The organism is Vibrio viridaestus, assembly GCF_003856525.1.
Lineage (GTDB): Bacteria > Pseudomonadota > Gammaproteobacteria > Enterobacterales > Vibrionaceae > Vibrio > Vibrio viridaestus.
Window position 1 is genome coordinate 1 of record NZ_RJVQ01000008.1, and the last position, 24,412, is coordinate 24,412.

Below are 24,412 nucleotides of genomic sequence, written 5' to 3' on the forward strand. Positions count from 1 at the left end.
TGACTGTGTCGGTCGCATCCGCATCCGTCGCCAGACCGGTGATCTGGACTTCGGTACCGTTCGCCGCACTTTCACTGATGGTGTTCGCGTCGCTATCCGCGTCCACTACCGCACTGATGCCGCTTTCGCTTGTGTCATCCGTTAGGTTTTCACTATCAGCATTGACAGCTGTTGCCAAAACATCGACAAGAGCTAAGCTTTGTGTTTGAGAAATACCAGTGCCAGATAGGCTAGATGTATCAAATGAGGTTTGAGCGAGGACTTCGAGATCTGTTCGGGAAATGGTTGCACTTGGAGTTAAGCTTGATCCTCCAGCTCCACCACCAGCAGCGGTCGCAAATTGCTCACCTAATTGAGTAGGATCCACACCTTGCTCTAAGGCTGTAATAATGTCATTTATCTCATTTGTGACATCAATATTCGCATTATTGGGAGTTGTGTATTTTGCTGTGACAACAGGAGTCTGTGTTGTGCCATCGACTGGACTTTCTACAAACTCACCTTTCTCTACCAAAATAAAACCTGGGGGCACTGGCTGCCCTTTAACCAAAATGGAGACGTTACCTTCACTATCAATAGCGATGACTTGATCAGACGTTAAGTTAGCAAACGAGATAATCGACTCTAGACCCATATAATGCCTCGAACAGGATGTAAACTACATTAAATCAGATGTTTATAACTTGATTTTATACAACATCTAATGTCAGAATTATGTCAAAGATAACACTAATTATTGATAAGACAAAGTTAAATAACAGCGCTATACTCGTGTCACAACTAGATACGAGCACATCTTTGCAAGCTAAATAATAGACGAATTAATATACACTGTGCCCTTACTTGAAATAAATTTTTACACTCAGACCTGGTGCGCTCAAAAAATAAACAGTACTATTCGCCAAATTTCACTTAATATTACCGAAGAGCAATAAGTTACTGAACCTTGTTTATCTCAATAATTAGATATGAGAATACTCACAATTAGTTTTTATCGGCACGCAGGAGAAATGTCTTGAATACATTTCAAAAGATATTGGTTGGCGCATCTGTTTTCGCCAGTACTAATGTATTATCTCAAACGCTGGAGCAGGCTATTGCCTTAACTTTGTCATCCAATCCCGAGTTAAAAAGTTCATTTAACCAATATCAAAGTCGCTTACATGATATTGATTCTGCGAAGGGCTCCTACCTCCCTTCCGTCGATTTAGATGCCGGCATTGGTTATGAAGGATTAGACCCAGCGTCTTCTAATTCCAAAGAAGCAACAGATATGACACGTAAGGAAGCGACCGTTTCCTTAAGCCAGTTAATTTGGGATGGTTCTTCTACTATCAATAATATTCATCGTACCCAATCCGAAGCAGAAGCCGATCGTTATCAATTATTAGCGGATGCGTCAGATAAGGCACTTAGCGTTGCTAAAGTGTATCTAGATGCTTATGAAGCTAAAGAGGTTCTCGACTTATCGCAGGATAATTTGGCTATTCATAAAAAAATATACAGTGATATAAAACGTAAAGCCGAACTGGGCTTAGGTTCTACGGCTGATGTTTCTCAGGTCGAAGCGCGTATAGCAAAAGCTGAGGCAAATTTACTCGCAGCACAAAATAATTATTTTGATACTCTCACTCAGTTCGAACAATTGGTCGGGGAGCCTCCACAAGACCTGATTTATCCAGAAATTGACATGTCTCAGATGCCACAAGATCTAGACCAGGCTACAAACATTGCTTTTACAACTCATCCAACAATTAAAGTCTCTCAAATGGACGTTACGGCAGCGAAGTTCCAATATAAACAAGCCAAAGCGCCGAATATGCCAACTTTTTCTATTGATGCTAGCCACAGTATTCGTAATGATGCGGGAGGCTATGAAGGTGAAAGTAGCGAAACAACTGCAATGTTACGGATGAAGTACAATTTATATAGTGGTGGTTCTGATCAGGCCAACATAAAGAGTTTTGCCTATAAACTTAATCAGGCGAAAGATTTACGTGAAAAGGCATTTCGTGACGTAAAAGAGGGACTAACGCTTTCCTGGCATTCTCTTGAATTTACTAAGAAGCAGATGGAGTTCCTATCGAAGCACGTAGATACAGTGTCAGAAACCGTGGTAGCGTATCAGAAACAGTACCAAATTGGCCAACGGACATTACTTGATTTGCTTAACAGCCAAAATGAATTATTTGAAGCTCGGAAAGACTACTTGGACGCTAAATATACCCAGCAGTATGCTAAGTATCGCGTCTATAATGCAATTGGTGATCTTTTAAAAACTCTGCGTGTAGAAATACCTGAGCAGTGGTCACAATCGGAGGTTAATTAAGGCATGTCTATGAATAGTCGTATTTTTTATCAGTATAGTGCCTTGATTTTTGCTTCTCTTCTGACAGCATGTACATCATTAGATGAGCAAAACACAGTAGACGAATACCAGTATCAAGCTTATCCGACCATAGAACAGCCTGCTGATCTTGCAGACAGTGATGGTGACGGAGTCATAAACGCTCGCGACCTATGTCAAGAAACTGCGGGTGGCTCTAAAATTAATAATGATGGCTGTGGCAAGATGTTCAATTCGAATCAACAACAACAGCTTCATATATTGTTTGCTCACAATTCTAGCGTGGTTAACCCAATCTTTGTTGGACAAATAAAGCAAATGGCAACATTTATGGCCAGCTATCCTTCTTCAAAAATCGAGATCAACGGCTATGCAAGTAAAGTTGGTACAGAAGAAACGAATTTAACGTTATCAAAAGAACGCGCAGAAGCAGTAAAACAAGCGCTCGTCACTTACGGAGTAGAACCTGATAGAATTTCTATAATCGGTTACGGAGAACAAGAGCCTGAAGTTGACGAAGAGTCTGAATTAGCCGATACCAAGAATCGTCGAGTCACTGCCACAGTGGTTACGCACGATAATGTGATTGAGAAGGAATGGACAATCTTCTCCAGGCTTCCGAAGGATTGGGAAACATACTGATCTCAAATAATACTTCCTTAGTTTTAAAAGCGTCTAAATGGCGCTTTTATTATTTATTGCTATGGGAATTAATGACTCTCAGTGATAACCTCTAGTCACTTTAATCCTAAGGACCTAAATCATGTCTAAATTGACTAATGATATTAATAAAAACCTTGAAATATTCATCGAAGAATCAGCAGCTACCAAACTTGTTTGGGGACTACGTAACGAAGAAGGCTGGTTGTCTTGTGATTCTTCAGAATTCGAAAATAGCGAGGTTATGCCATTCTGGTCATCAAAAGAAGACGCTGAACAACATAATGTCGAGGAGTGGTCCGATTTTGAAGTATTGGAAATTCCTCTCGATATCTTCGTTGAAGATTGGCTGATTACTCTGGATGAAGATGGCGTTCTTGTTGGTACAAACTGGAATGCCAACCTAGAAGGATGCGAGTTAGAACCAGCGGAACTTGCGAAAAAATACTTATAAACCAAAAAACGTTACCCAAATATGAAATTATCAAAACTTAACTCCGAACTATTTAATCATTTGTATTCTGATATCGTCGAATTCAGGACAACGTTCGATTTGCCAGTCGCAAATCCACAGAGTCTGGACGACGGTGCTGACACGCTTCATACATCTCTTGCTATAGAAGAATTGACTGAGTTAGCTGAGGCAGTAGATGTTGTAGAGCAAGCGGACGCGATTGTTGATACGGTTTATGTATTAATGGGGCGTTTAGTTCACCTAGGCGACGATACCATCGATTCAAATCTAGGTATCTGCTACATCATCGATTTACTATTGAATGTTGCAGCGAATAGAGGGATTGATTTTGTTAAATGTTGGGATGAAGTTCATAGCTCCAACATGAGCAAAGTGTGTAAGTCACAACAAGAATATTCGAATACAGAATCATTCTATGCACAGCAGGGAATCGTCATCGCGCCTAGCAGCAAAGGAAACTACATTATTGCTAAATGTGCCGAAGACTTTGTCGGCCCTGACAAAACTATTCGCAAAGGGAAAGTGCTTAAATCTGTTGATTATCGTCCAGCGGATCTCGCTCAGTTCTTTTAAAAGATAAAAAAAAGCCACCTTGTTGACCAAGGTGGCAAGGAGACTATAAAAAGCCTAACAAGAACGAGAATGTATCGATCTTATTAATGCCAATTGCGTGCCAACTTTTTATTTTTATTTAACCCTTTGTTTTTATTGACTATTTTATTTTTCAGCGCGTTTTATCAAACCTTACCAAATATCTTGTGCTCTACACTTGTGCTTCTTGCACCAAAATCATTCGAACACCAGATATCTTTTGTCTTCTATTTCAAATTGTTGTACTCCGGTATGAAACACGGACTTAATGTTATCAGCAGTAATGACGTGGTGAATATCACCATGAGCAACTAACTCGCTATTTGAGAAGAGGACGGCATGTTCGGCATGACGCAATGAACGATTTAAGTCATGATTGGCCATGATGACTGTCAGACCTTGGGCCGTGACTTCATCCAGAAGCTTATACAAGTATTTTTCCTGACCAATATCAAGCGGTCCTGAAGGTTCATCAAGTATCAGTAGTCGTCCATCAGGGTTGAGCTCAGGCCATATCTGAAGACAGCACCCAACAATTCTTACCCGTTGCCACTCGCCACCGGACAACTGATGAATACTTCGACTTAGCTTGCCACGTATATTGAGGAGGTCGACTAAGTGATTCACCACATTAGTTATCGTTACAGGACTTTGTTTGACGTGTTCCGGAAGTGATAAACGCAGATATTCAAAGACGGTTATATTGAAAACAGGTTTTTCATTCTGAGCCAAATAGGAACGAACTTTTGAAAGCTCATTTAGCGATAGTTCACTGACATTGATACCATCAAGTTCAACGCGTCCTTGAAAAGGGATCACACCAGCGATAGCTGCTAGGAACGTACTCTTGCCGCTACCATTGGGTCCAATAACATGAATTTGCTTATTTTTCGGTAACTTAACGTTAACGTTATCAAGCCTATTTTCGACAGTTACATTTTCAATGTACATCATGATTTTTTAATAGCATCCATACAAATACTGGTGCACCAATTGTCGTTGTGACTACCCCTAAAGGTAGTTCCGCCGAATCAAGCATCGTTCTGGCAAGTAAATCGGCCAGCACAAGCAGTAATGCACCAGAAATAGCAGACAACGGTAATAGGTATCGATTTTCCGTACCAAACGCCAAACGTAAAAGATGAGGTACAACCAAACCAACAAAGCCTATAATGCCACCTAAAGCAACAGAGCCACCCACCAAAACTGAAACAGCAACAATAAGCTGCCAACGAATTCTATATACATCCACACCAAGCTGCTTAGCGTGAACCTCTCCCAACATAAGTCTGTCTAGGATATTCCCTTTCACCATCAACCAAATAATGGCAGGAATCATCAATAAACTAATCCAATGTTGCTCCCAAGTTGCTCCACCAATACTTCCCATTAGCCAATACATCAGTTGACGTAAACTGAGATCATCACTGAAGTAAAATGCCCAAGTGACAACTGATGAGGCTAAAATACCAAGTGCCACCCCGACTAATAAGAGTCTCGCAGTGGTCAACCTCATTGCCTTAGCAATCGCAACTAATATAAAAGTAAATAAGAGCGACCCCATAATAGCACTAATCATAAACACAATAGGTGTTGCAAACATGGGAAAAAAGAACAATACAATCACCATAGCAACACTCGCGCCACCAGATACGCCAATTACACCAGGCTCTGCCAGGACGTTACCCAGTAAGACTTGGAGAGTCGCTCCAGATAAAGCTAAGGCCGCACCGATAACAATAGCGGCAAATAAACGAGGAAGTCTGAGATCAATTAGGAGTTGCTGCTCAAAGGTGGATACGGTATGAAACGGCGAAATAAAAACCTCACCACACATCATATAAACGGCGCTAACAAGCAGAAGTATGATAAAAAAGAGACAGATTACTTTTAGCCATTTCTGTCTCTGAAGTTTGGTTAGATGATAAAAGTCCATTTGTTCTTGTTACTTGACTAATTTCGCCTAACCTTACCTTTTCGTAAACTTAATAGAAAGAACAAATGTTGCTTTAGTCGTAAACAAGCTGCCCTTCTTCAATACGAGGAAGAACGTCAAAGACCATGATGGCAGCAGACTCCCCGATATCGACGCTGGCATCAGGATACAAAATGGCTTCACCATCATTTTTTGCCATTAATGGTTTGTCATCATCCATGCCAAAAACTTCACCGTGCTTAAATCGTGTAAAGTTAGCCAAGGATTCAGAAAATAAGAATTTAAAATTCTCATGCTGTTTCACAATCGTCCGAGTGACACGAAAATATTTCGGCTTTTTAGGCATATGCTCGCTTTTTTCATTCGATAAGAGATCTCGTAAAGCCAGTTCAAATCCCTGATTATGCCTAACAGTGTTATAGCTATCCGTAGGTAACTCTATTTGAATTGAGTCAACATCATATGTCTGAGCTATTTGCCAACTTAGCGTTTGAGTAGGTGCATTATTCAATACGACAGCATCGATATGGCTCGACTCAATAAAACTAAACAAAGAGGAAGATCGAACTGCGCCTCTGACTTTTGGGCTATACGCGACGGTAGAGTAAATCGACGGGTGGTTATTCGGGGAGATATCCACATGTCGTCGTTGATTCTTACTTGTATCACGCCAGAACGCTTCAATTATATTATTGAGATGCTCATCTATTACGCGATCATCATTTAATGAGCGTGACTTCGGCTGAAGTATAACCAAACAACGTGATTTTAACGTTTGAAATCCGATAGCAATATCACTGATGATTGAATCGATAATCTGAAGGTGGGAAGTATCACTCTTCACATAACTACAACTCAGAATGAGGTGGCATGTATCTGAATTAATTGAATCAGGAATAAGTTCAATAACACCAGCTTGGTGAAATGTAATGCTTACGCCTTTGGAGGTAATCACCTCTTCAGTATCCTTACGGCTATTTGCGGCCAAATAGTCTTTAATAAAGGACTGCTCAAATAATTTGCTGTACATATTGCACCTAAATCGTAACGAAAGTCCGTATACAGAAATCATTTTCGACGATATTTCTGTACCTAAAAGCTAATACTATCATGGCGTTGTCAAATCAGTTAATCGACTCGATCACAATGTAGCACCAATACTTTTCACAATTACATAGTTTTGGTCTGAGATAATGACTTGCAGATGAGTGAGCGTTTGGTTCGAGATAGCTAGCTGAGTAAAAAGAGCAGGGTTATCCCAAGCAAGATTTAATACGCTAGCTAAAATCATTCTTATAACACCACCGTGTGTGACAATAAGCGTATCAGAACTTATTGACTCAATGACTTCAGACCATGCAGCAGTAACTCTCTGGTAAAATTCACCAATCGGTTCAGAACGCGGTAATGGATACTGGCGAGGATCACACCAGAATTTTTCTAACGTGCCCCAATCTTCTGACGGGATTTCATCAAATGCCTTCCCATCGTAATCACCAAAATTCATTTCCTGCAAATCAGACACAACTCGAATCCCCTCTTTTACCTCTAATTGTTTGGCTAGGTCAAGACACCTAGAGAGAGGAGAACTTATGATGGTTTCAAACGAAAGATGTTTAGATTGTAAGCTCTCTATTATCTTCCTTTGAACCTCAGGTTTTACTTTGGCATCATAATGTCCATTAAGCGCCGCTTTACCTTCTGTTTGACCATGCCTCAACAACCATACATCAAATCGTTTCATAGTTGTCCTTTTATAGCCATCGGTATACCTGCGGTGACAAGAACAACATTATCGACAATGCTGGCAATGCCCTGATTCATCCATCCAGCATTGTCAACAAACAGACGGGTTACTTTTCCAAGTGGCACGACGCCCATTCCAACTTCGTTTGATACAAACACAAAAGATGCCGGTGACTTTGATATAACCTGTTGTAGCTCTTCGATTTTATCTGAAATATTTTGCTGGGTTATATCGTTACCATCATTATAAATAACGTTATTTAACCATACCGTTAAACAATCAATGAGCACGATATCGTTAGTCCCCAGCTCAGACAAAAGTTCAGCTAAATCCGTTGGGCACTCATGTTCTATCCAACAGGAGTCTCTCCGCGACTGATGTTCTTTTATCCGCAACTTCATTTCATCATCAAATGCCACAGCCGTCGCAACGTAATGCAATCTACTGTCCGGTGTTTGGGCATACTGATCTTTGACCAAAGTTTCCGCAAACGATGATTTACCGCTTCTGGCTCCGCCCAAGACAAGAAATTTGCTCATCATCGCCTCTCAATACTCACCATTTCACTTCAGTTTTTATAATAACGCATCAACAAATAGAGTTACACTGTCACGCCAGCTTCATCAAAACTTGCCATCGTGTTATAAAATTCGCAAGCAGCTCTTAAGATCGCAACAGCAAGGACTGACCCTGTACCCTCACCAAGACGTAAGCCGAGATTTAAAATTGGGTCTGCACCTAACTCCTTAAGAACCAGTTTATGCCCGGATTCTTCTGACTGATGCGCGAAGATCATGTAATCACGACATTCAGGCTCAATTAAGGTTGCCACATAGGCAGAAACAGTAACAATAAATCCATCCACTAAAACCGTCGTTTTTTTCTCTGCCGCAGCAAGAAAAGCACCCACCATCTGAACTATCTCATAGCCACCAACAGACGCTAATACTTCTAAGGCATTTCGCCCAGCATTCGCTTGTGCAGCATCAGTAACAATAGCGAGTTTTTTCTGATATTGCTCCGAGTTAATCCCTGTTCCCAACCCGACACATTCTTTAGGGTCACGAAGAGTCAATGAAGCCAATATAGCCGCAGCGCTGGTTGTGTTTGCAATCCCCATCTCGCCAAACATGACCAGATTAGAACCACTATTTATGGTATCTCTGACGACCGACTTACCCAATTCGATACCTTGTTTCACAATATCAAGAGACATGGCCGCTTTATGAGCAAAGTTTTCAGTGCGGCTGCCAAGTCTTTGTTCGATAAAGCAAGGTTGATGAGGCGGTTCTATTTTCGTCAAAATACCACAATCTATGACCTTCATATCAACGTTATTACTACGACAGAAGCAATTAACTCCAGCACCACCGGCCAAGAAATTGGAAACCATTTGGAACGTAACAGCGCTAGGAGCAATACTTACACCTTCGTCTGCAACGCCATGATCGCCAGCGAAGACAAGAACAGTAGGTTTTATAATATCGATTTTAGAAGGGAATGCATTTTTTCCCTGAGACTGAATTAGTGCCAATTGATGAGCGATAGTCTCTATTTTTCCTAAGGAGCCAAGTGGTTTGGTTTTCTGGTCTATACGGTGTTGTATCTGATCTGCAAAACGGTTATCAAGCATGCTCAACCCTGAGTAAATATTGTGAATTTTTGTAGTTCGTAAGTGTACTCTGCCAAAGCGTAAATTCCAGAACTAATTCCATTACTTATCGAGTACTTTTATAGAAAATAAGTTTGAGAATTATCGAATACTCAATATGTTTCAGCGATTGCGATTGTAAGTAGGTAGTGTTCTAATAGTGACCTTTATTAATACCTAAAGAGCTGCAATTAGATGTCCAAAAGCACCGAGCCTTCTTTTTTCTTTTTTGATTATGAAACATGGGGTACTAGCCCTGCCAAAGACAGGCCATGCCAATTTGCTGGTGTAAGAACCGATATGGACTTCAATATCATCGAAGAGCCACTTGTCATCTATTGTCAGCCTCCTCATGATTATTTACCCGCACCAGAAGCTGCGCTAATTACAGGTATCACCCCCCAAGTAGCACTGAATAAAGGTCTTTCAGAGCCTGAGTTTATTAAAAAGATTCACGATGCTCTTGCCCATCCCAATACGACATCATTAGGCTATAACAACATTCGTTTTGATGATGAAGTAACGCGTTACACTTGCTATCGCAATTTTTATGACCCTTACGCTTGGGCGTGGCAAAAAGGCAACTCAAGATGGGATCTTCTCGATGTAATGAGAGCATGCCATGCGTTAAGACCAGAAGGAATAAATTGGCCTGAGAATGAAGATGGCTTTCCAAGCTTCAAGCTAGAGCATCTTTCGGTAGCGAATGGTATTGAGCATAGCAATGCTCACGATGCAATGGCAGACGTTATTGCTACTATTGAATTAGCCAAGAAAGTTAAGCAGGCACAGCCTAAACTGTTTGATTATTTTTATGAACATCGGAACAAACGTAAGCTCAATAATCTTATTGATATCGTTAACATGACTCCACTGGTACATGTATCAGGAATGTTGGGTAAAGAATGTAACTACATTAGCTGGGTTGTACCCGTTGCCTGGCATCCGACCAACTCAAATGCCGTTATCGTTATCGATCTAGCTAAGGCACCGGAGCCGTTATTAACATTAGGCGCAGAAGAACTAAAAGCCAGGCTTTATACCAAAAAAGCGGATCTAGGTTCAGATGAGTTTCCAGTGCCAGTCAAACTAATTCATCTAAACAAGTGCCCTATTCTAGCGCCTGCGAAAACTCTCACTGCAGAGAATGCTGCGCAAAATGGCGTTGACAGAGAACAGTGTCTAGCCAATCTGGCGTTAATAAAACAAAATGTAGGTATTCGCGAGAAACTAATCGAAGTATTCTCTGAAAACAGAGAATTCGAAACTGGCGAAGTGGAAGAGCAACTTTACGACGGTTTCTTTTCTGATGCAGATAAAGCAGGCATGGAAATCATTCGTGAAACTGACGTCGAGGCTTTAGGTTCACTAAACATCGCTTTTGAAGATAAACGCATTCCGTTGTTGCTGTTCCGTTACCGTGCTAGGAATTACCCTTGGACATTAACATATGAAGAACAGCAGAAGTGGCAACATCATTGCCGAGAATATTTTGAAAGTAACATCGAAGATTACGCTTTAAACCTAGAAAATCTAATATCAGAACATCAAAATCAGCCGGAAAAACTCGCCATTTTACAATCTATTTATAAGTATGTGTCTAACATCACTCAATGAGTATGTTAGAAATAATTGGTATTACGATATGATCAAAACTGTCATTCACTATGTCATCGCATTAAGTATTATTTTCCTTTGTTTGTTTTTAGGTAACAAAGCTCAGCAATTTCTGGCCATCTCTATACCAGGTAGCATTTTGGGTATGTTGTTATTGTTTGCGCTCTTAGCGTCGGGAATCATCAAAGTAGAATGGTTAAGGCCAGGTGCGACCTTATTCATCCGGCATATGATGTTCCTTTTCGTTCCAATTAGTGTGGGGCTTATGACACACTTCGATACCTTATTAGCTAATGCCCTACCGATTCTGGCCAGTGTCCTTGGGGGCTCAGTTATCGTCATGCTTGTCATGAGTATTACTCTCGATCGTTTATTAAAGAAAAAAGGTGAATAATCATGTGGTTTATTCTCACCGTTATCGTTTTCTACGCGGCTAAAACGGCTGCAGCAAAAATTGGGTCGCCTCTGTTCAATCCACTTTTAGTCAGTATCGTTGTTCTCATCGCGATACTTATGACATTCGATATTCCTTTTGACACCTATTATGCGCAGAACTCTTGGGTCAGCTTCTTACTTCAACCTGCAGTTGTTGCACTCGCCTATCCGCTTTACGAGCAGCTACCTCAAATAAGAGCGAACTGGAAAGTGATATTAACCGCGGCTCTCGCTGGGAGTTCTCTATCTATGTTAACAGCATCAATGATAGCGGTGTTCCTTCATGCTGACGCAGGGCTCATTGCTGAGGTACTAACGAAATCGATCACCACCCCTATTGCAATGGAAGTGGCGAGTCAACTGGGCGGTGAACCATCTATTGCGGCAATTTTAGTTCTGCTCGCTGGCTTGTTTGGTGCCATTTTGGGTTATCCGATTTATCGTATATTCAATATTACTCACCCCATAGCAAAAGGCTTTGCAATGGGCACAGTCTCGCATGCTTTGGGAACCTCAATGTGTGCCGAACGTGATACCAAAGACGCTGCTTTTAGTTCGCTCGCTCTCGTTCTGTGTGGTGTTATAACATCGATTCTCGCCCCCATCTTTCTTGCCTTAGCATTGTGGGTACGATCGTTCGTAGCATAATAATTTGATAACAATCACACAATTATAAAAACAAAATGAAAACCCCATCCTATATTGTGATAAATAACACACCAAAATAAGACTTCATAAGATAACCTGTTTCTCAAGCAAATAAAAAACAGGTTATTTTATGCTCCACTCTGAGACTCTAAAACAGCGCTATGTTCAAAGAACCAAAAGCTCAGTATCAGTCATTCCATCAAATGAAAAACAAGCTCTGATGAAAGAATTTAGCTTAAGTGAAGCTGAAATCTGCTTTAGTCTGCTGCCAATCGCTGCCACGTTAGCTCATGTCCCCCTATCTAATTTTCACGTTGGTGCAATTGCAAAAGGCTCATCCGGTGCTCTGTACTTTGGGGCAAATATTGAGTTTGAATCGGCTCCTCTAGGTCATACAATTCATGCTGAACAAGCCGCATGTAATAACGCGTGGATGAACGGAGAAAATGGGATAGAAGACATTTTTGTTACAGCTCCACCATGTGGACACTGCAGACAATTTATGAACGAATTAAATACGTCTCATAAACTGAATATTTGGATTAAGGATTCAACTGTTAAGACTCTTAAGTCTTTATTACCTGACGATTTTGGCCCTACCGATCTAGGTATCGAAGCATCATTTTTGACAAACAATAGTCAAAGCATAGCGGCACTTGAAAGAAGCTATTCTCCCTATACCCAAAGCCCTTCCGCCGTGGAGCTATTAATGAAAAACGGCACAATCTACCATGGTGCCTATGCTGAAAATGCAGCATTTAACCCTAGCCTTCCGCCATTACAATCTGCCCTGATTATGTGTATTCTAGATCGGTGCTCGTTGAATGATATTGTCAGAGTGACCCTCAAAGAAAGTCCAAGCAACCGAATAAAGCACCGTGACACCTCTGCAAGTTTAGCCTCTTTAATTGCCCCTCAGGCAGAGTTTGTAGTGGCTTAGTCAAACCGTCCATTCTTCTCTTTATCCAACAGAGCCAGTGCTGTTTCAGGTGGTTTTGCTTCGTAGAAGTAATACCCCTGAATTTCATCAATGCCCCAAGCTTGTAACTGAACAAACTGTTTGTTCGTTTCGACACCTTCTGCAACGGTCTTGAGACCAATTTCCTGAGACATATTCAAAATATTTCTCACCATGGCTTCTGCACGTGGATTGTTCGATATGGGTTCGATGTAGGATCGATCGAGTTTAACGATATCAAATGGAAAATCACACAAAACACTAAAAGAGGAATAGCCCGTTCCAAAATCGTCAAGCGCAAGCTTTGTCCCCAATTGCTGTATCGAATGCATTTGTTCGATCGCATCGCTTTCGGAGCGGATCAAAATACTTTCAGTTAACTCAAATACCAGTTGGCAAGGACGAATATCATATTCATCAAGCAACCTAGCGATCGTTTCCGTTAAACGATGATAGTGAAAGTGTGGGCTCGATAAGTTTACGTGAACAGAAAGTTCGCAGTGGGGACCTTGAGAAGCATTGACGCTCGCAAGAAATTCGCATGCCTGTTGCAGTATTTGCTCTCCAAGTTCAATAATCAGTGAGCGCTGCTCTGCAAGTGAAATGAAGACTTCAGGTGAAATCATCCCAAATTTCGGATGCTCCCAACGCGCGAGCGCCTCAAAGCCAACAATCTTGCCGGTACTTGCTTCTATCATCGGTTGATAGTAAGCCCTTATTTGTCCTGACTGTAACGCGCAAAGGAAGTCTCGACTGATTCCGATGGCTAACGTTGCTTTGCTGGCCAACGAATCATCCATTTCGACAACAAAATTATCTGCTGTTGTCCTTTTCTCATGACAGGTAAAGATGACCGCTTGCAAGTAAGATTCGAACGTTCCAAGCTGCAAGTCTGATGATGCAACAACAGCTTTAACATCAATTTTGATATGAATATCATACAGTTCTATTGCCGTACGACATATTTTAAGTAGGTGATTCGACTTTTCTTTTAAGCGTTGCTTAGCATCTGGAGCACTGGAAATAACAATAAACTCATGGTCACTTAAACGCCCGAATAACATATCTGAACCATAGATATTTTTCATCGACTCAGCGAGTTTAGCGACCGTGTCTGAATAAATTTTTTCACCATAGATATCGCCAATTTGACCTAGTTTATCAATTGATAAGTAAGCGAAAGCCAATGTACTGTTTAATTGAACCAGAGTGTTATCAAGCTCTTCGGAAACCGTGGCACGATTCAAGAAACCGGATGCGTGGTCAGTTTGGATGAGTTCCTCGATGAGTTTTGCCTGTTTCTTCTGATGGGTAATGTCTTTTATAGAAAGAAGAACCGCTGTTTTTGAGTCTTCTTCAATCACTTTTGCTTCAATAAAGCAATCGACCGCATCTCCCTCACGAGAGTTCATTGTCGCTTCAAATGAGTGTTGCCCTTCGGCTAAATATTTTTCTAATATCTCCTTACCGCACGGACCATTAGCTTCGCTTCTGCATAATTTGTCTACGCCATAACCAATAACATCACCCTTAGAATAATCAAGTGTATTGAGAAGAAACTCGTTAACATCAATAACAATGCCATCAACGATCAGGAGAATACCAAAGTGGTTACTCTGATAAATTGCATTGAACTTTTGCATTAAAGCCGCGAGATCATTATTGGCTTTATTACCTGACTCAGCCATCCTCTTTAACCAGTCAATAATGCCTGCACTGTTAGCATTGCTATCTGCCGCATAATTAGCAATTAATCCGTTAATCCCTTGTTCAAACTCAAGTAATTTTCGACCCACATTTTTAGACAATAAATATTTGAATAAAAAGGTGACTAAAATTCCTGAAATAACAATAAACGATGCAATGTAAAAAAATATTCGCTCACCTTGCAGATAATACTTTCTGGTGAGTTGTGTTTTTAAGTCTCCGATATAATGGCCATCGACATCGGTTAGTGGTAACGCGATAGACATATCTTCGGAATTCTTAACGATGGTTTGCTTTGTCGCTGAGGACGTTTTTTCGGGCATGACAACTTTAGAATCACCTGTTAATAAAGACTGATATTCTTCAGGAAAGCGATTACTGAGATTCTGAACCCAAACTAACCAGCCAACCTGATCTGACGTTGCTTCGCTGTTCCTCACTGGTGAAAAAGAAACAATAAAGATCCCCTTATTGAAGCTGATTAGACCGTATAAACTCTCATCCCCTTCTTTATCAGATGCCATGGGTTTATTGAGATAGCGGTTGATGTTTTTATACGACAGGAGTTGATTCACAAGACTTTTATTGATGCCCGACTCGTCCCGAGCGGAAAAGTCGATAACATTACCCGCTTTATCAAGGAAAATCATTGCATCTAAACTAAGAATATTAAATGTTTCATTCCCTAGGTTACGCTCAAAATACGCACCGTCTGAATGTAATATATACTGCTCAGTTTCATCCCAATATGACCAGTCATAAGATGCATTACTCTGCTGAGTCATTAGATTATTAATAATGCCCTGAGCCTGAGAAGATGACTGACGCAACGCATCCTCTTCTAACCTTGTAAGGCCTTCCAGCCAAACAAATCTCACTATCGTAAGAAAGATTGCGATAATAACAATGAGTCCAACAACAAAATAAGCAACTGTCTTGCGATGAAAAGAGACAAATTGCAGCGAATCGTTTGTTTGGTTCAATGTCGGCTTATCAACACTCATATTATCTGGGAACTCTATATTTATTTAAGGGCTTGATATCAGCTATAGTCATCACATCTTAGCAAGTATCAATGATCAGGTATTGATACTGATTCTATAAATGCCGTAAGTTTTTAACAATACTATCATTTACGTGATATTTCAGTTAAATTTTACCGCAACGCAAACGTTTGCTTAAAGATTTTTTTTCTGTATCATCTCTCCCGGTTAAAATCATCTCAAAGGTATCAGCTATGTTAGGGACTGCGACAGCAAATTCAGCAACCAAAGTATTACTTCTGGGCTCAGGAGAGTTGGGCAAGGAAGTTGCCATCGAATGTCAGCGTTTAGGAATCGAAGTTATTGCATGCGACCGTTACGAAAACGCCCCTGCAATGCAAATTGCTCATCGTTCACGTGTATTCAACATGCTCGATGAGAATGAATTACGTAAAGTAATCGAAGAAGAAAAACCCAATTTTATCGTTCCTGAAGTAGAAGCAATAGCAACTAAAGTACTGGTTGAAGTCGAAGCGAAAGGTTTTAATGTTGTTCCTACAGCGAATGCAACTTTACTGACAATGAATCGTGAAGGTATTCGTCGCTTAGCAGCAGAAACGTTGAGCTTGCCAACCTCTCCTTTTTCATTTGCGGATAATTATGAAGACTTTCGCGCTGCAGTCACCTCTGTTGGTATACCTTGCGTCGTCAAGCCTGTTATGAGTTCCTCAGGTAAAGGACAGAGTGTCATTAAGTCTGAACAAGACATTGATAAGTCTTGGAATTATGCTCAAGAAGGTGGCCGTTCTGGTGCCGGTCGTGTCATTGTTGAAGGCTTCATCGACTTCGACTACGAAATAACACAATTAACAATCAGAGCAGCTGATGGTATCCATTTCTGTGAACCCATTGGCCACCGTCAGGAAGACGGGGACTATCGTGAATCATGGCAGCCACAGCAAATGTCAGAAAAGGCGAAAGATAAAGCTCGTGAAGTCGCTGGCAAAGTGGTTGATGCTCTCGGAGGCCACGGCATATTTGGCGTGGAATTATTCATAAAAGGTGACGATGTAATTTTTAACGAAGTTTCTCCTCGTCCACATGATACTGGACTTGTGACTCTTGCTTCACAAAACTTATCTGAGTTTGCACTTCATGTCAGAGCCTTTCTAGGCATGCCTATTGGACCGATCACTCAATTAGCGCCTGCAGCATCCGTTGCTCTGCTGGGTAATGGTAAATCGAATAATATTCAATTTGATGGGATCAATGAAGCATTAGCGATAACTGACACTCAGCTACGTTTGTTTGGTAAACCTGATATTAATGGCAGACGCAGACTAGGCGTGGTAACAGCGATTGCAGAGAGCACTGAATCAGCAAAAGCAAACGCGCTTGAATCTGCAGCAAAAATAAAGATTATTTACTAAAAACAAAAAGGCTCATCTGCGCGATGAGCCTTGTAATTAATCAAGCGTTATTATCCATACCAACTCTTGAGTATCGTTGATGCGAATTTCTGTTCTGTTCAAATGTCCAAAAAAGACATTGCCTCTTACGGGAGAAAAGGCACGCTCTTTCCCAAAAACAATGCACAACTTTCCACTTTCCGCGACTAAACTCTCCAGTTTCTGCGCGTAAAGAGGCCACTCAGACTCATCTAAACTATCAAAGCCATCCTGCTCATAAACGACATCATAACGACTTAGCGGCACATGAAAGATATCGCCCACGTATAAACTCAGTTCATCAAACTGATATAAGGTAGTGTAAGAGTCAATCTGCGTTACAGTCGGGAGATAGAATCTCTGTGAAAAAAACGATTTTACCGGTATGTCACTAAGCTCAATTGCCGTAACATTCGAGTGACGCTCCATTAACCAGTCAAGTAAAACGCCTTTTCCGCACAAAGGATACAAAATCGTATCTTCTCTTTTCGGACTAACGATATCCCATACTCTTTCAGTACACACTGAAGACTGGGTACTACTATTGTGTTGCCCTTCTTGAGCCCAATACGAAAACCATTCTTCTTTTGTCATAATTGAACATAAATCAAAAAGGCCAGTTAAGGCCTTTTTCTCTTTCTTGACTACTCTTTCTACTCTACCCGATTATTCTTCTTCTGATTCGATACCTTCTACACGGGCTTTTAATTTTTGACCCGGTCTAAACGTTACTACACGTCTAGCTGAAATAGGAATATCTTCACCAGTTTTAGGGTTTCTTCCTGGACGTTCGTTTTTGTCGCGCAAGTCGAAATTACCGAAACCAGACAGTTTTACCTGTTCGCCATTTTCTAGCGCTTTTCGAATTTCTTCAAAAAACACCTCAACCGTTTCCTTGGCATCCCTTTTACTAAACTCGAGCTTTTCGAACAGGTTTTCAGCCAAATCGGCCTTTGTTAGCGCCATAAAACTTTCCTCAAAGCTATGTTGAACCTTTACTGCTCTAAAACAGCACCAAAGCAATAGTCTACTGTCAGACCACCATGACAAGTATTACTCCAAAAGTGTAAGCCAACCTTATGATTTACGCCAACTTTTTTGTTGCGATCGTTGTCTAAATTGTGCTACTGACTAATGATTGAACAGTTTAGAGAAGAGTCATAAATGAAATTATTATCTAAGATATCAATATTTTTTAATATTTAAATCTAACATTAGTTAATATAATAGTTATTAAGCTTAAGATGTAAATTTATGAGTCAATTATAATTAAAACAAAGTAAATTTATGAAATATAAACAACTTCTCATATTTGAAACTACAAAATATGAAACAGGCCGCATTGCGGCCTGTTTTTGATCAATGAAATTGACGGATTTTCATCAATCTCTGAGAGACGCTCCGAATTTATCTCCCATCTCACTAACAACACTATCAACAGCCTGACTAATATCAGCCTCTTCTAGTGTTCTTTCATTTGATTGCAGAGTTAGAGCTATAGCTAAGCTTTTCTTACCTTCTTCGATGCCCTTACCAACATAGACATCAAATAATTTTGCATTGGTAACGAGAGAGCTCTGAGACTCACGGCATGCTTTAACAACATCACCAGAAGCAACATCCTCATCAACAACCAAAGCAATATCACGTCGATTTGAAGGGAACTTACTCAATGAAGCAGCCTCAGGCACTACACGAGTTGCAATAGCAGCCCACTCAAGCTCAAAAACGATGGTTTTGCCATTCAGCCCTAGTTTACGTTCAACTTCCGGATGAACAGTACCTATGACGCCAACCTTCTTACCTTCAAACACAATTGCTGCACTTTGACCTGGATGAAGGGCCGGATGCGATACTGGTGTAAATTCATAACCGGTAGAATTAGAAGTCAATTCTAATACCGCTTCTAAATCACCTTTAAGATCGAAGAAATCGACAGTTTCACTTGGAAGATTCCAATGTTCATCAGAACGTGTACCCGAAATAACGCCAGCCAGAATCGGCTCTTGACGCATGCCATTTTCAGCAGTTTGGTCTGGTGTAAATCTCAGGCCATATTCGAATAAGCGAACTCTTGGTTGCTGGCGTTTTTGGTTACGAACAACCGTATTCAATAACCCCTGCATCAATCCTAATCTCATCGCTGACATATCAGCAGAAATTGGATTTGGTAGCACCAATGGTTCCACATCAGGAACGAACAGTTTTTGCTGCTCCGGTTCAACGAAACTATAAGTAATTGCTTCGTGGTAACCACGATCCACTAAAAGATCACGAACGCGCTTAAGCGGCAGGTTCGCTTCTTTATATAGATTCATATTCAATGAAGCCAGAGGCGCTTGATTTGGGATATTGTCATAGCCGTAAATACGGCCTACTTCCTCAATCAAATCTTGCTCAATAGCGATATCAAAACGCCATGTTGGGGCCGTTGCTAGCCAACCTTCATCAGTGGTTTCAACAGTCATACCGAGACGTTGCAGAATTTCCACAACTTCCTCATCAGAAACATGATGACCTAAAAGTGCATCCAGCTTAATACGACGTAATGCAACTTTGTTTGGGGTTGGAAGGTCGCTTGCCGATTCAACACCAACGACAGGACCAGCTTCACCACCACAAATATCAATAATTAGCTGAGTTGCTCTTTCAATAGCGTCATGCTGCAGAGAATAATCAACACCACGCTCATAACGCATCGATGAATCCGTATGCAAACCGTAAGAACGCGCACGGCCACGAATTGCATCTGGCGCAAAAAACGCGCATTCTAGTAGGATATCTTTAGCGTCTTCATTAACACCTGAATGCTCTCCGCCGAAAATACCCGCTAAAGCAAGTGCTTCCTTATGGTCAGCGACAACTAAAGTGTCTGGAGTAAGTGTCACTTCGCTTCCATCAAGAAGAGTAAGCTTCTCACCTTCTTCAGCCATTCTCACGCGAATACCACCGTCAACTTTTGCAAGATCAAACGCATGCATTGGCTGCCCTTGTTCTAGCAATACGTAGTTAGTGATATCAACGACAGGATCGATAGAGCGAATGCCACAACGACGCAGATTCTCTTTAATCCACAACGGTGTTGTCGCTTTGACATCGACATTCTTAACAATACGACCAAGATAACGAGGGCAAGCAGATGGTGCTAATACTTCGATTTTAGGCTCATCTGAAATCGATGCCGATACCGGAGTAATCTCTGGATAAGTGACATCTAAGCGGTTAAGCACACCAACTTCTCTAGCCAAGCCTTTTATGCTGAAGCAATCTGCGCGGTTCGCTGTAAGATCCACGTCGACAGTCACATCATCGAGACCTAAGAACACGCGAAAATCCTGACCGATTTCAGCATCAGCCGGCAGCTCCATGATGCCATCAGATTCAACATCGATACCTAATTCACTAAATGAACAAAGCATTCCGTGACTTGGCTGGCCTCTTAGCTTAGCTTTTTTGATCTTGAAATCGCCAGGCAGAACAGCACCGACAGTCGCAACTGCGACTTTTAGACCTTGTCGACAGTTTGGCGCACCACAAACGATATCCAATAACTCTGCTTCACCAACATCAACTTTTGTAACTCGAAGTTTGTCGGCATCTGGATGCTGACCACACTCAACTACCTGACCAACTTTTACACCATTGAAGGTACCTGCAACAGGTAAAACATCATCGACTTCAAGCCCAGCCATAGTAATTTGATGTGTTAATTCGTCAGTGGTAATTGAAGGGTTAACCCACTCACGAAGCCATGATTCGCTGAATTTCATTCTTAATTACCCCTGAATTATTTGAACTGTTTTAAGAAGCGTAAATCGTTTTCGAAGAACGCTCGAAGATCATTAACACCGTAACGCAACATCGTCAGACGTTCTACGCCCATACCAAATGCGAAGCCAGTGTATTCTTCAGGGTCTATACCAACGCTGCGTAATACGTTCGGGTGAACCATACCGCAGCCAAGAACTTCAAGCCATTTACCATTTTTACCTTTAACATCCACTTCCGCAGAAGGCTCAGTAAATGGGAAATAGGAAGGACGGAAACGAACTTCTAAGTCTTCTTCAAAGAAATTACATAAGAAATCGTTCAAAATGCCTTTTAGCTGAGCAAAATTAACATTTTTATCAACCAACATGCCTTCTACTTGGTGAAACATTGGCGTGTGTGTTTGGTCGTAATCGTTACGATAAACACGTCCAGGAGCGATAAAACGCAAAGGCGGCTGATTTTGTTCCATAGTACGAATCTGAACACCAGAGGTGTGCGTACGCAACATCAGTTTCGGATTGAAGAAAAACGTATCATGATCAGTTCGAGCTGGGTGATCTTCTGCAATATTCAGCGCGTCGAAGTTATGGAAATCATCTTCAATTTCTGGCCCTGATTGAACAGTAAAACCAAGTTCACCAAAAAAGCTTTCGATACGCTCGATAGTACGTGTTACAGGATGAAGGCCGCCATTATCAATCTTGCGTCCAGGAAGAGTTACATCGATTTTTTCTGCCGCTAATTTTTGCTCTAATTCAGCACGTTGTAATTGATCTTTACGCGCTACAATAGCTTGCTGAACCTGAGTCTTAGCTGCATTAATTTCTTGACCAGCAGTACGTCTTTCTTCAGGTGGTAACTTACCCAGATTTTGTAGCTGTAACGTTAACTCGCCTTTCTTACCTAAATATTGAACACGGACTTCGTCTAACGTATTCAACGAATCTGCACCTTCTATCGCTGCAGTTGCATTCGCAATTATCTCTTCTAGATGTTGCATCGTTTCCTCGTCTGCCACAGGCAGTCTCTTTAAGGACCCTTAGAGGGCTTCTCGGGTAGTATTAAATCGAATGTGGTACCAGCAATAAGTAAATAGAAAGTCTCTAACTCACTTTGCGCAGCTGATATATACAATGAAAAATATTATCGATTATAACAAGGAAAAGCTTATTGAAACAGTCACGTGTTAGCTATTAGGAATATTTTTGGGAAGAGGAATTATAGTCAGAAACGAAAAAGCCCCGATATAAATCGGGGCTTCATATTTTGGAGCGACACACGAGGTTCGAACTCGTGACCTCAACCTTGGCAAGGTTGCGCTCTACCAACTGAGCTAGTGTCGCAATCGCTCTTGAGCTTAAAAGATGGTGCCCCGGGCCGGACTTGAACCGGCACAGCGCGAACGCCGAGGGATTTTAAATCCCTTGTGTCTACCAATTCCACCACCAGGGCACACAATTTCGTATCAGTATCGCTTTAATGGTCTCAGCCATACCGAATTGTCTGGAGCGACACACGAGGTTCGAACTCGTGACCTCAACCTTGGCAAGGTTGCGCTCTACCAACTGAGCTAGTGTCGCAAATGGAGGCGCGTCCCGGAGTCGAACCGAGGTCCACGGATTTGCAATCCGCTGCATAGCCACTCTGCCAACGCGCCTTATACTTTTCGAGGACTCCCTCTCTGGTACGCCATGCATTCTACGGATTCGGACTTTTCAGTCAACATAAATTTTATATTTTTATTTCGTTTGCTTACTTTACAGTCAAATATCGATAAAACTGTGAATAAACTGACAAAAACTGTACTGAATCAATCGTAGAAGAGAATTAAAACACCATTTACAATTATTAAAATAACGGACGCTAAGCTAATATATGAGCAGTCGATAACCCTTTAGGGATAGTTAGATGAACGTAATAACAGTTATTGGCGCAGGGTGGCTAGGTTCCCCTCTCGCTGCATTTCTAAGTAAAAACCACACGGTTTTTGCCTCGAAAACCACTCCAGAGGGTGTCAACAAATTAAACGAGTCCTATCCATCGGTAAACGGCTTTTTATTCAAATTCGACTCTGACGCCACGCATCTACAACACGTACTGAACGAACAAGGTAGTGACTGTGTTATAGGCTGTTTTCCTCCAGGTTTTCGCAAAGGTAAAGGAGCTGATTATGCCAAACACTGGAAAAACCTCGTAGAATCCTGTGCCAATACAAACGTAAAGAAAATCATCATGATTAGTTCTACCGCGGTATATCCTGATTCAGCGGAAATAATGACAGAAGATATGGCTGATATTCGGATTGCGCTAAATGATGAGACGTTTTCGGATAAAGCACGGATCCTATTAGAAGCAGAGGAGTCAGTTATTCGCTCTGGAATCGATTACTGTGTTCTCAGGATGAGTGGACTTATTGGACCTGACCGTCATCCTGCTCGCTTTATAAGTAAGCTTCGTAAGGTGAGTACGCTGGCACCTGCAAATATGGTTCATCAAATTGATGCGATTCAAAGTATTGTTTTTTCTGTAGCACATGTTCACAACGAAGTACTTAACGTTACAACACCATATACGGTTAGTAAGGCTGAATTTTACCGGTATGCTGCACTTTCAATTGAAGATCACCCCGTATTACCCGATATCGTTGATGTCCCGGATAAATGTATTATCAGTGATAGACTCGTCAATATTGGCTTTAACTTTCGCTTTAATACAACTCACGAGGCCGTTGATGGGATTGAGGAGAGACTTTGAATGAGGAAGACATCACTTCCTCATATCATTTGAAACGATGACTACCTGCCCAAGACTTCTTTAAAGTGCTTACGACACATAGATACGTACCTATCATTACCTCCGATTGCGACTTGGTTCCCTTCAGCAATCGGTTGGCCGTTTTCATCGAGACGGACAACCATGATGGCTTTCTTACCACAATGACAAATGGTTTTAAGTTCAATTAACTTATCAGCCCAGGCGAGCAAATACTGGCTGCCTTCAAACAATTCTCCGCGAAAATCTGTCCGCAAACCGTAGCACAACACTGGAATTTTAAGCTTATCGACGATCTCGGTAATTTGATATACCTGCTGTTTTGATAAGAACTGACATTCATCTATTAACACACAATGGCATTTGTTCTCTTTATTCAAAGATTGTACTGAATCAAATAGGTCAGTTTCTTCCTTAAACAAGTATGCATCAGATTCTATACCAAGCCTCGAACTGACTTTACCAACTCCGAAACGATCATCAATAGCTGCAGTATAAATAACGGGATTCATACCACGCTCTTGATAATTAAATGCGGATTGAAGCAGAGTGGTAGATTTACCAGCATTCATCGAAGAATAATAAAAATATAACTGTGCCAAGTTGAATATTCTCTTTAGCCCAAAAAAAGAAAAGGTGGCTTGAGCCACCTTTCATCGTCCTTTG

At 41.2% G+C, this 24,412-nt stretch carries 22 protein-coding genes, 4 tRNA genes and 1 pseudogene; 10 read left to right on the forward strand and 17 right to left on the reverse strand.

Going from position 1 to position 24,412, the window contains the following annotated elements:
- Positions 1 to 634, reverse strand: a pseudogene (locus EES38_RS16160) (hypothetical protein); the annotation flags it as partial.
- A gap of 381 nt (positions 635 to 1,015) precedes the next feature.
- Between EES38_RS16160 and EES38_RS16165 the strand changes: the two are divergent.
- The 4 genes from EES38_RS16165 to EES38_RS16180 all read left to right on the forward strand — a co-directional run bounded on the left by EES38_RS16165 (position 1,016) and on the right by EES38_RS16180 (position 4,055).
- A complete protein-coding gene (locus EES38_RS16165) occupies positions 1,016 to 2,329 on the forward strand; it encodes a TolC family outer membrane protein (RefSeq protein WP_124938258.1) in 1,314 nt (437 codons plus the stop codon).
- Between the two features lie 9 nt (positions 2,330 to 2,338).
- The gene (locus tag EES38_RS16170; protein WP_124938259.1) at positions 2,339 to 2,989 is read left to right on the forward strand and encodes an OmpA family protein; all 651 of its coding nucleotides are present in this window, start codon (positions 2,339 to 2,341) and stop codon (positions 2,987 to 2,989) included.
- 121 nt (positions 2,990 to 3,110) lie between these two features.
- Positions 3,111 to 3,461: a DUF2750 domain-containing protein gene (locus EES38_RS16175; RefSeq protein ID WP_124938260.1), complete on the forward strand. Its 351-nt coding sequence runs from the start codon at positions 3,111 to 3,113 to the stop codon at positions 3,459 to 3,461.
- Between the two features lie 21 nt (positions 3,462 to 3,482).
- Positions 3,483 to 4,055 (forward strand): nucleoside triphosphate pyrophosphohydrolase family protein, encoded by a 573-nt coding sequence (locus tag EES38_RS16180; RefSeq protein ID WP_124938261.1) that lies wholly within the window; start codon positions 3,483 to 3,485, stop codon positions 4,053 to 4,055.
- Between the two features lie 216 nt (positions 4,056 to 4,271).
- Here EES38_RS16180 and btuD read toward each other — a convergent pair whose 3' ends face one another.
- The 6 genes from btuD to cobT all read right to left on the reverse strand — a co-directional run bounded on the left by btuD (position 4,272) and on the right by cobT (position 9,407).
- A complete protein-coding gene (gene btuD / locus EES38_RS16185) occupies positions 4,272 to 5,027 on the reverse strand; it encodes a vitamin B12 ABC transporter ATP-binding protein BtuD (RefSeq protein WP_124938262.1) in 756 nt (251 codons plus the stop codon).
- Positions 5,014 to 6,009 (reverse strand): vitamin B12 ABC transporter permease BtuC, encoded by a 996-nt coding sequence (gene btuC / locus EES38_RS16190; protein WP_124938263.1) that lies wholly within the window; start codon positions 6,007 to 6,009, stop codon positions 5,014 to 5,016. Before btuC ends, btuD begins: the two co-directional genes overlap by 14 nt.
- Before the next feature lie 73 nt (positions 6,010 to 6,082).
- A complete protein-coding gene (locus EES38_RS16195) occupies positions 6,083 to 7,039 on the reverse strand; it encodes a succinylglutamate desuccinylase/aspartoacylase domain-containing protein (protein WP_166434293.1) in 957 nt (318 codons plus the stop codon).
- 111 nt (positions 7,040 to 7,150) lie between these two features.
- Positions 7,151 to 7,753 carry a histidine phosphatase family protein gene (locus tag EES38_RS16200; protein ID WP_124938265.1) on the reverse strand — a complete coding sequence of 201 codons (603 nt, stop codon included), beginning with the start codon at positions 7,751 to 7,753 and terminating at the stop codon, positions 7,151 to 7,153.
- Complete coding sequence (gene cobU / locus EES38_RS16205) at positions 7,750 to 8,295, reverse strand: bifunctional adenosylcobinamide kinase/adenosylcobinamide-phosphate guanylyltransferase (RefSeq protein ID WP_124938383.1); 546 nt, start codon at positions 8,293 to 8,295, stop codon at positions 7,750 to 7,752. Before cobU ends, EES38_RS16200 begins: the two co-directional genes overlap by 4 nt.
- A 62-nt stretch (positions 8,296 to 8,357) precedes the next feature.
- Positions 8,358 to 9,407, reverse strand: coding sequence for a nicotinate-nucleotide--dimethylbenzimidazole phosphoribosyltransferase (gene cobT, locus EES38_RS16210; RefSeq protein ID WP_279432220.1), 1,050 nt, complete (start codon positions 9,405 to 9,407; stop codon positions 8,358 to 8,360).
- 195 nt (positions 9,408 to 9,602) lie between these two features.
- Here cobT and sbcB point away from each other — a divergent pair, with 195 nt between their 5' ends.
- From sbcB to cdd, 4 genes are all read left to right on the forward strand, one after another.
- Complete coding sequence (gene sbcB / locus EES38_RS16215; protein ID WP_124938267.1) at positions 9,603 to 11,024, forward strand: exodeoxyribonuclease I; 1,422 nt, start codon at positions 9,603 to 9,605, stop codon at positions 11,022 to 11,024.
- Between the two features lie 28 nt (positions 11,025 to 11,052).
- Positions 11,053 to 11,418 (forward strand): CidA/LrgA family protein, encoded by a 366-nt coding sequence (locus EES38_RS16220; protein ID WP_124938268.1) that lies wholly within the window; start codon positions 11,053 to 11,055, stop codon positions 11,416 to 11,418.
- Positions 11,419 to 11,420: 2 nt separating this feature from the next.
- Positions 11,421 to 12,107, forward strand: a complete 687-nt coding sequence (locus EES38_RS16225; RefSeq protein ID WP_124938269.1) for an LrgB family protein — start codon at positions 11,421 to 11,423, stop codon at positions 12,105 to 12,107.
- Positions 12,108 to 12,237: 130 nt separating this feature from the next.
- Positions 12,238 to 13,047 (forward strand): cytidine deaminase, encoded by an 810-nt coding sequence (gene cdd, locus EES38_RS16230; RefSeq protein WP_124938270.1) that lies wholly within the window; start codon positions 12,238 to 12,240, stop codon positions 13,045 to 13,047.
- Here the strand turns inward: cdd and EES38_RS16235 are convergent.
- Positions 13,044 to 15,776, reverse strand: coding sequence for an EAL domain-containing protein (locus tag EES38_RS16235; RefSeq protein WP_124938271.1), 2,733 nt, complete (start codon positions 15,774 to 15,776; stop codon positions 13,044 to 13,046). The genes cdd and EES38_RS16235 overlap by 4 nt on opposite strands.
- A 233-nt stretch (positions 15,777 to 16,009) precedes the next feature.
- On the opposite strand from EES38_RS16235, the gene purT reads away from it, so the two are divergent.
- A complete protein-coding gene (gene purT, locus EES38_RS16240; RefSeq protein WP_124938272.1) occupies positions 16,010 to 17,185 on the forward strand; it encodes a formate-dependent phosphoribosylglycinamide formyltransferase in 1,176 nt (391 codons plus the stop codon).
- Between the two features lie 36 nt (positions 17,186 to 17,221).
- Here the strand turns inward: purT and EES38_RS16245 are convergent, their stop codons facing one another.
- The 8 genes from EES38_RS16245 to EES38_RS16280 form a co-directional block, all read right to left on the reverse strand.
- Entirely contained in the window at positions 17,222 to 17,797 is a 576-nt protein-coding gene (locus EES38_RS16245) for a class I SAM-dependent methyltransferase (RefSeq protein ID WP_124938273.1), read from the reverse strand.
- A gap of 72 nt (positions 17,798 to 17,869) precedes the next feature.
- Positions 17,870 to 18,169 carry an integration host factor subunit alpha gene (gene ihfA / locus EES38_RS16250; RefSeq protein WP_124938274.1) on the reverse strand — a complete coding sequence of 100 codons (300 nt, stop codon included), beginning with the start codon at positions 18,167 to 18,169 and terminating at the stop codon, positions 17,870 to 17,872.
- 416 nt (positions 18,170 to 18,585) lie between these two features.
- Entirely contained in the window at positions 18,586 to 20,973 is a 2,388-nt protein-coding gene (pheT, locus tag EES38_RS16255; RefSeq protein WP_124938275.1) for a phenylalanine--tRNA ligase subunit beta, read from the reverse strand.
- A gap of 17 nt (positions 20,974 to 20,990) precedes the next feature.
- On the reverse strand, positions 20,991 to 21,974 hold the full coding sequence (pheS, locus tag EES38_RS16260; protein ID WP_124938384.1) for a phenylalanine--tRNA ligase subunit alpha: 984 nt from the start codon (positions 21,972 to 21,974) through the stop codon (positions 20,991 to 20,993).
- Positions 21,975 to 22,241: 267 nt separating this feature from the next.
- Positions 22,242 to 22,317, reverse strand: a tRNA-Gly gene (locus tag EES38_RS16265).
- Positions 22,318 to 22,339: 22 nt separating this feature from the next.
- A tRNA-Leu gene (locus EES38_RS16270) sits at positions 22,340 to 22,426 on the reverse strand.
- Positions 22,427 to 22,478: 52 nt separating this feature from the next.
- Positions 22,479 to 22,554 (reverse strand) — tRNA-Gly (locus tag EES38_RS16275).
- Between the two features lie 3 nt (positions 22,555 to 22,557).
- Positions 22,558 to 22,631 (reverse strand) — tRNA-Cys (locus EES38_RS16280).
- 251 nt (positions 22,632 to 22,882) lie between these two features.
- On the opposite strand from EES38_RS16280, the gene EES38_RS16285 reads away from it, so the two are divergent.
- On the forward strand, positions 22,883 to 23,728 hold the full coding sequence (locus EES38_RS16285; protein WP_124938276.1) for an NAD-dependent epimerase/dehydratase family protein: 846 nt from the start codon (positions 22,883 to 22,885) through the stop codon (positions 23,726 to 23,728).
- A 41-nt stretch (positions 23,729 to 23,769) separates the two neighbouring features.
- On the opposite strand, the gene EES38_RS16290 is transcribed toward EES38_RS16285, so the two are convergent.
- Complete coding sequence (locus EES38_RS16290) at positions 23,770 to 24,348, reverse strand: thymidine kinase (protein ID WP_124938277.1); 579 nt, start codon at positions 24,346 to 24,348, stop codon at positions 23,770 to 23,772.
- Between the last annotated feature and the right edge of the window lie 64 nt (positions 24,349 to 24,412).

Coding starts and splice junctions, on each gene's coding strand:
- ihfA (WP_124938274.1), bottom strand. CDS start 18,169: ATGGCGCTAACAAAGGCCGATTTGGCTGAAAACCTGTTCGAAAAGCTC.
- EES38_RS16180 (WP_124938261.1), top strand. CDS start 3,483: ATGAAATTATCAAAACTTAACTCCGAACTATTTAATCATTTGTATTCT.
- EES38_RS16220 (WP_124938268.1), top strand. CDS start 11,053: ATGATCAAAACTGTCATTCACTATGTCATCGCATTAAGTATTATTTTC.
- EES38_RS16170 (WP_124938259.1), top strand. CDS start 2,339: ATGAATAGTCGTATTTTTTATCAGTATAGTGCCTTGATTTTTGCTTCT.
- pheT (WP_124938275.1), bottom strand. CDS start 20,973: ATGAAATTCAGCGAATCATGGCTTCGTGAGTGGGTTAACCCTTCAATT.
- sbcB (WP_124938267.1), top strand. CDS start 9,603: ATGTCCAAAAGCACCGAGCCTTCTTTTTTCTTTTTTGATTATGAAACA.
- btuC (WP_124938263.1), bottom strand. CDS start 6,009: ATGGACTTTTATCATCTAACCAAACTTCAGAGACAGAAATGGCTAAAA.
- EES38_RS16285 (WP_124938276.1), top strand. CDS start 22,883: ATGAACGTAATAACAGTTATTGGCGCAGGGTGGCTAGGTTCCCCTCTC.
- EES38_RS16175 (WP_124938260.1), top strand. CDS start 3,111: ATGTCTAAATTGACTAATGATATTAATAAAAACCTTGAAATATTCATC.
- cdd (WP_124938270.1), top strand. CDS start 12,238: ATGCTCCACTCTGAGACTCTAAAACAGCGCTATGTTCAAAGAACCAAA.
- purT (WP_124938272.1), top strand. CDS start 16,010: ATGTTAGGGACTGCGACAGCAAATTCAGCAACCAAAGTATTACTTCTG.
- EES38_RS16195 (WP_166434293.1), bottom strand. CDS start 7,039: ATGTACAGCAAATTATTTGAGCAGTCCTTTATTAAAGACTATTTGGCC.
- EES38_RS16200 (WP_124938265.1), bottom strand. CDS start 7,753: ATGAAACGATTTGATGTATGGTTGTTGAGGCATGGTCAAACAGAAGGT.
- EES38_RS16225 (WP_124938269.1), top strand. CDS start 11,421: ATGTGGTTTATTCTCACCGTTATCGTTTTCTACGCGGCTAAAACGGCT.
- EES38_RS16245 (WP_124938273.1), bottom strand. CDS start 17,797: ATGACAAAAGAAGAATGGTTTTCGTATTGGGCTCAAGAAGGGCAACAC.
- pheS (WP_124938384.1), bottom strand. CDS start 21,974: ATGCAACATCTAGAAGAGATAATTGCGAATGCAACTGCAGCGATAGAA.
- cobU (WP_124938383.1), bottom strand. CDS start 8,295: ATGAGCAAATTTCTTGTCTTGGGCGGAGCCAGAAGCGGTAAATCATCG.
- btuD (WP_124938262.1), bottom strand. CDS start 5,027: ATGATGTACATTGAAAATGTAACTGTCGAAAATAGGCTTGATAACGTT.
- EES38_RS16235 (WP_124938271.1), bottom strand. CDS start 15,776: ATGAGTGTTGATAAGCCGACATTGAACCAAACAAACGATTCGCTGCAA.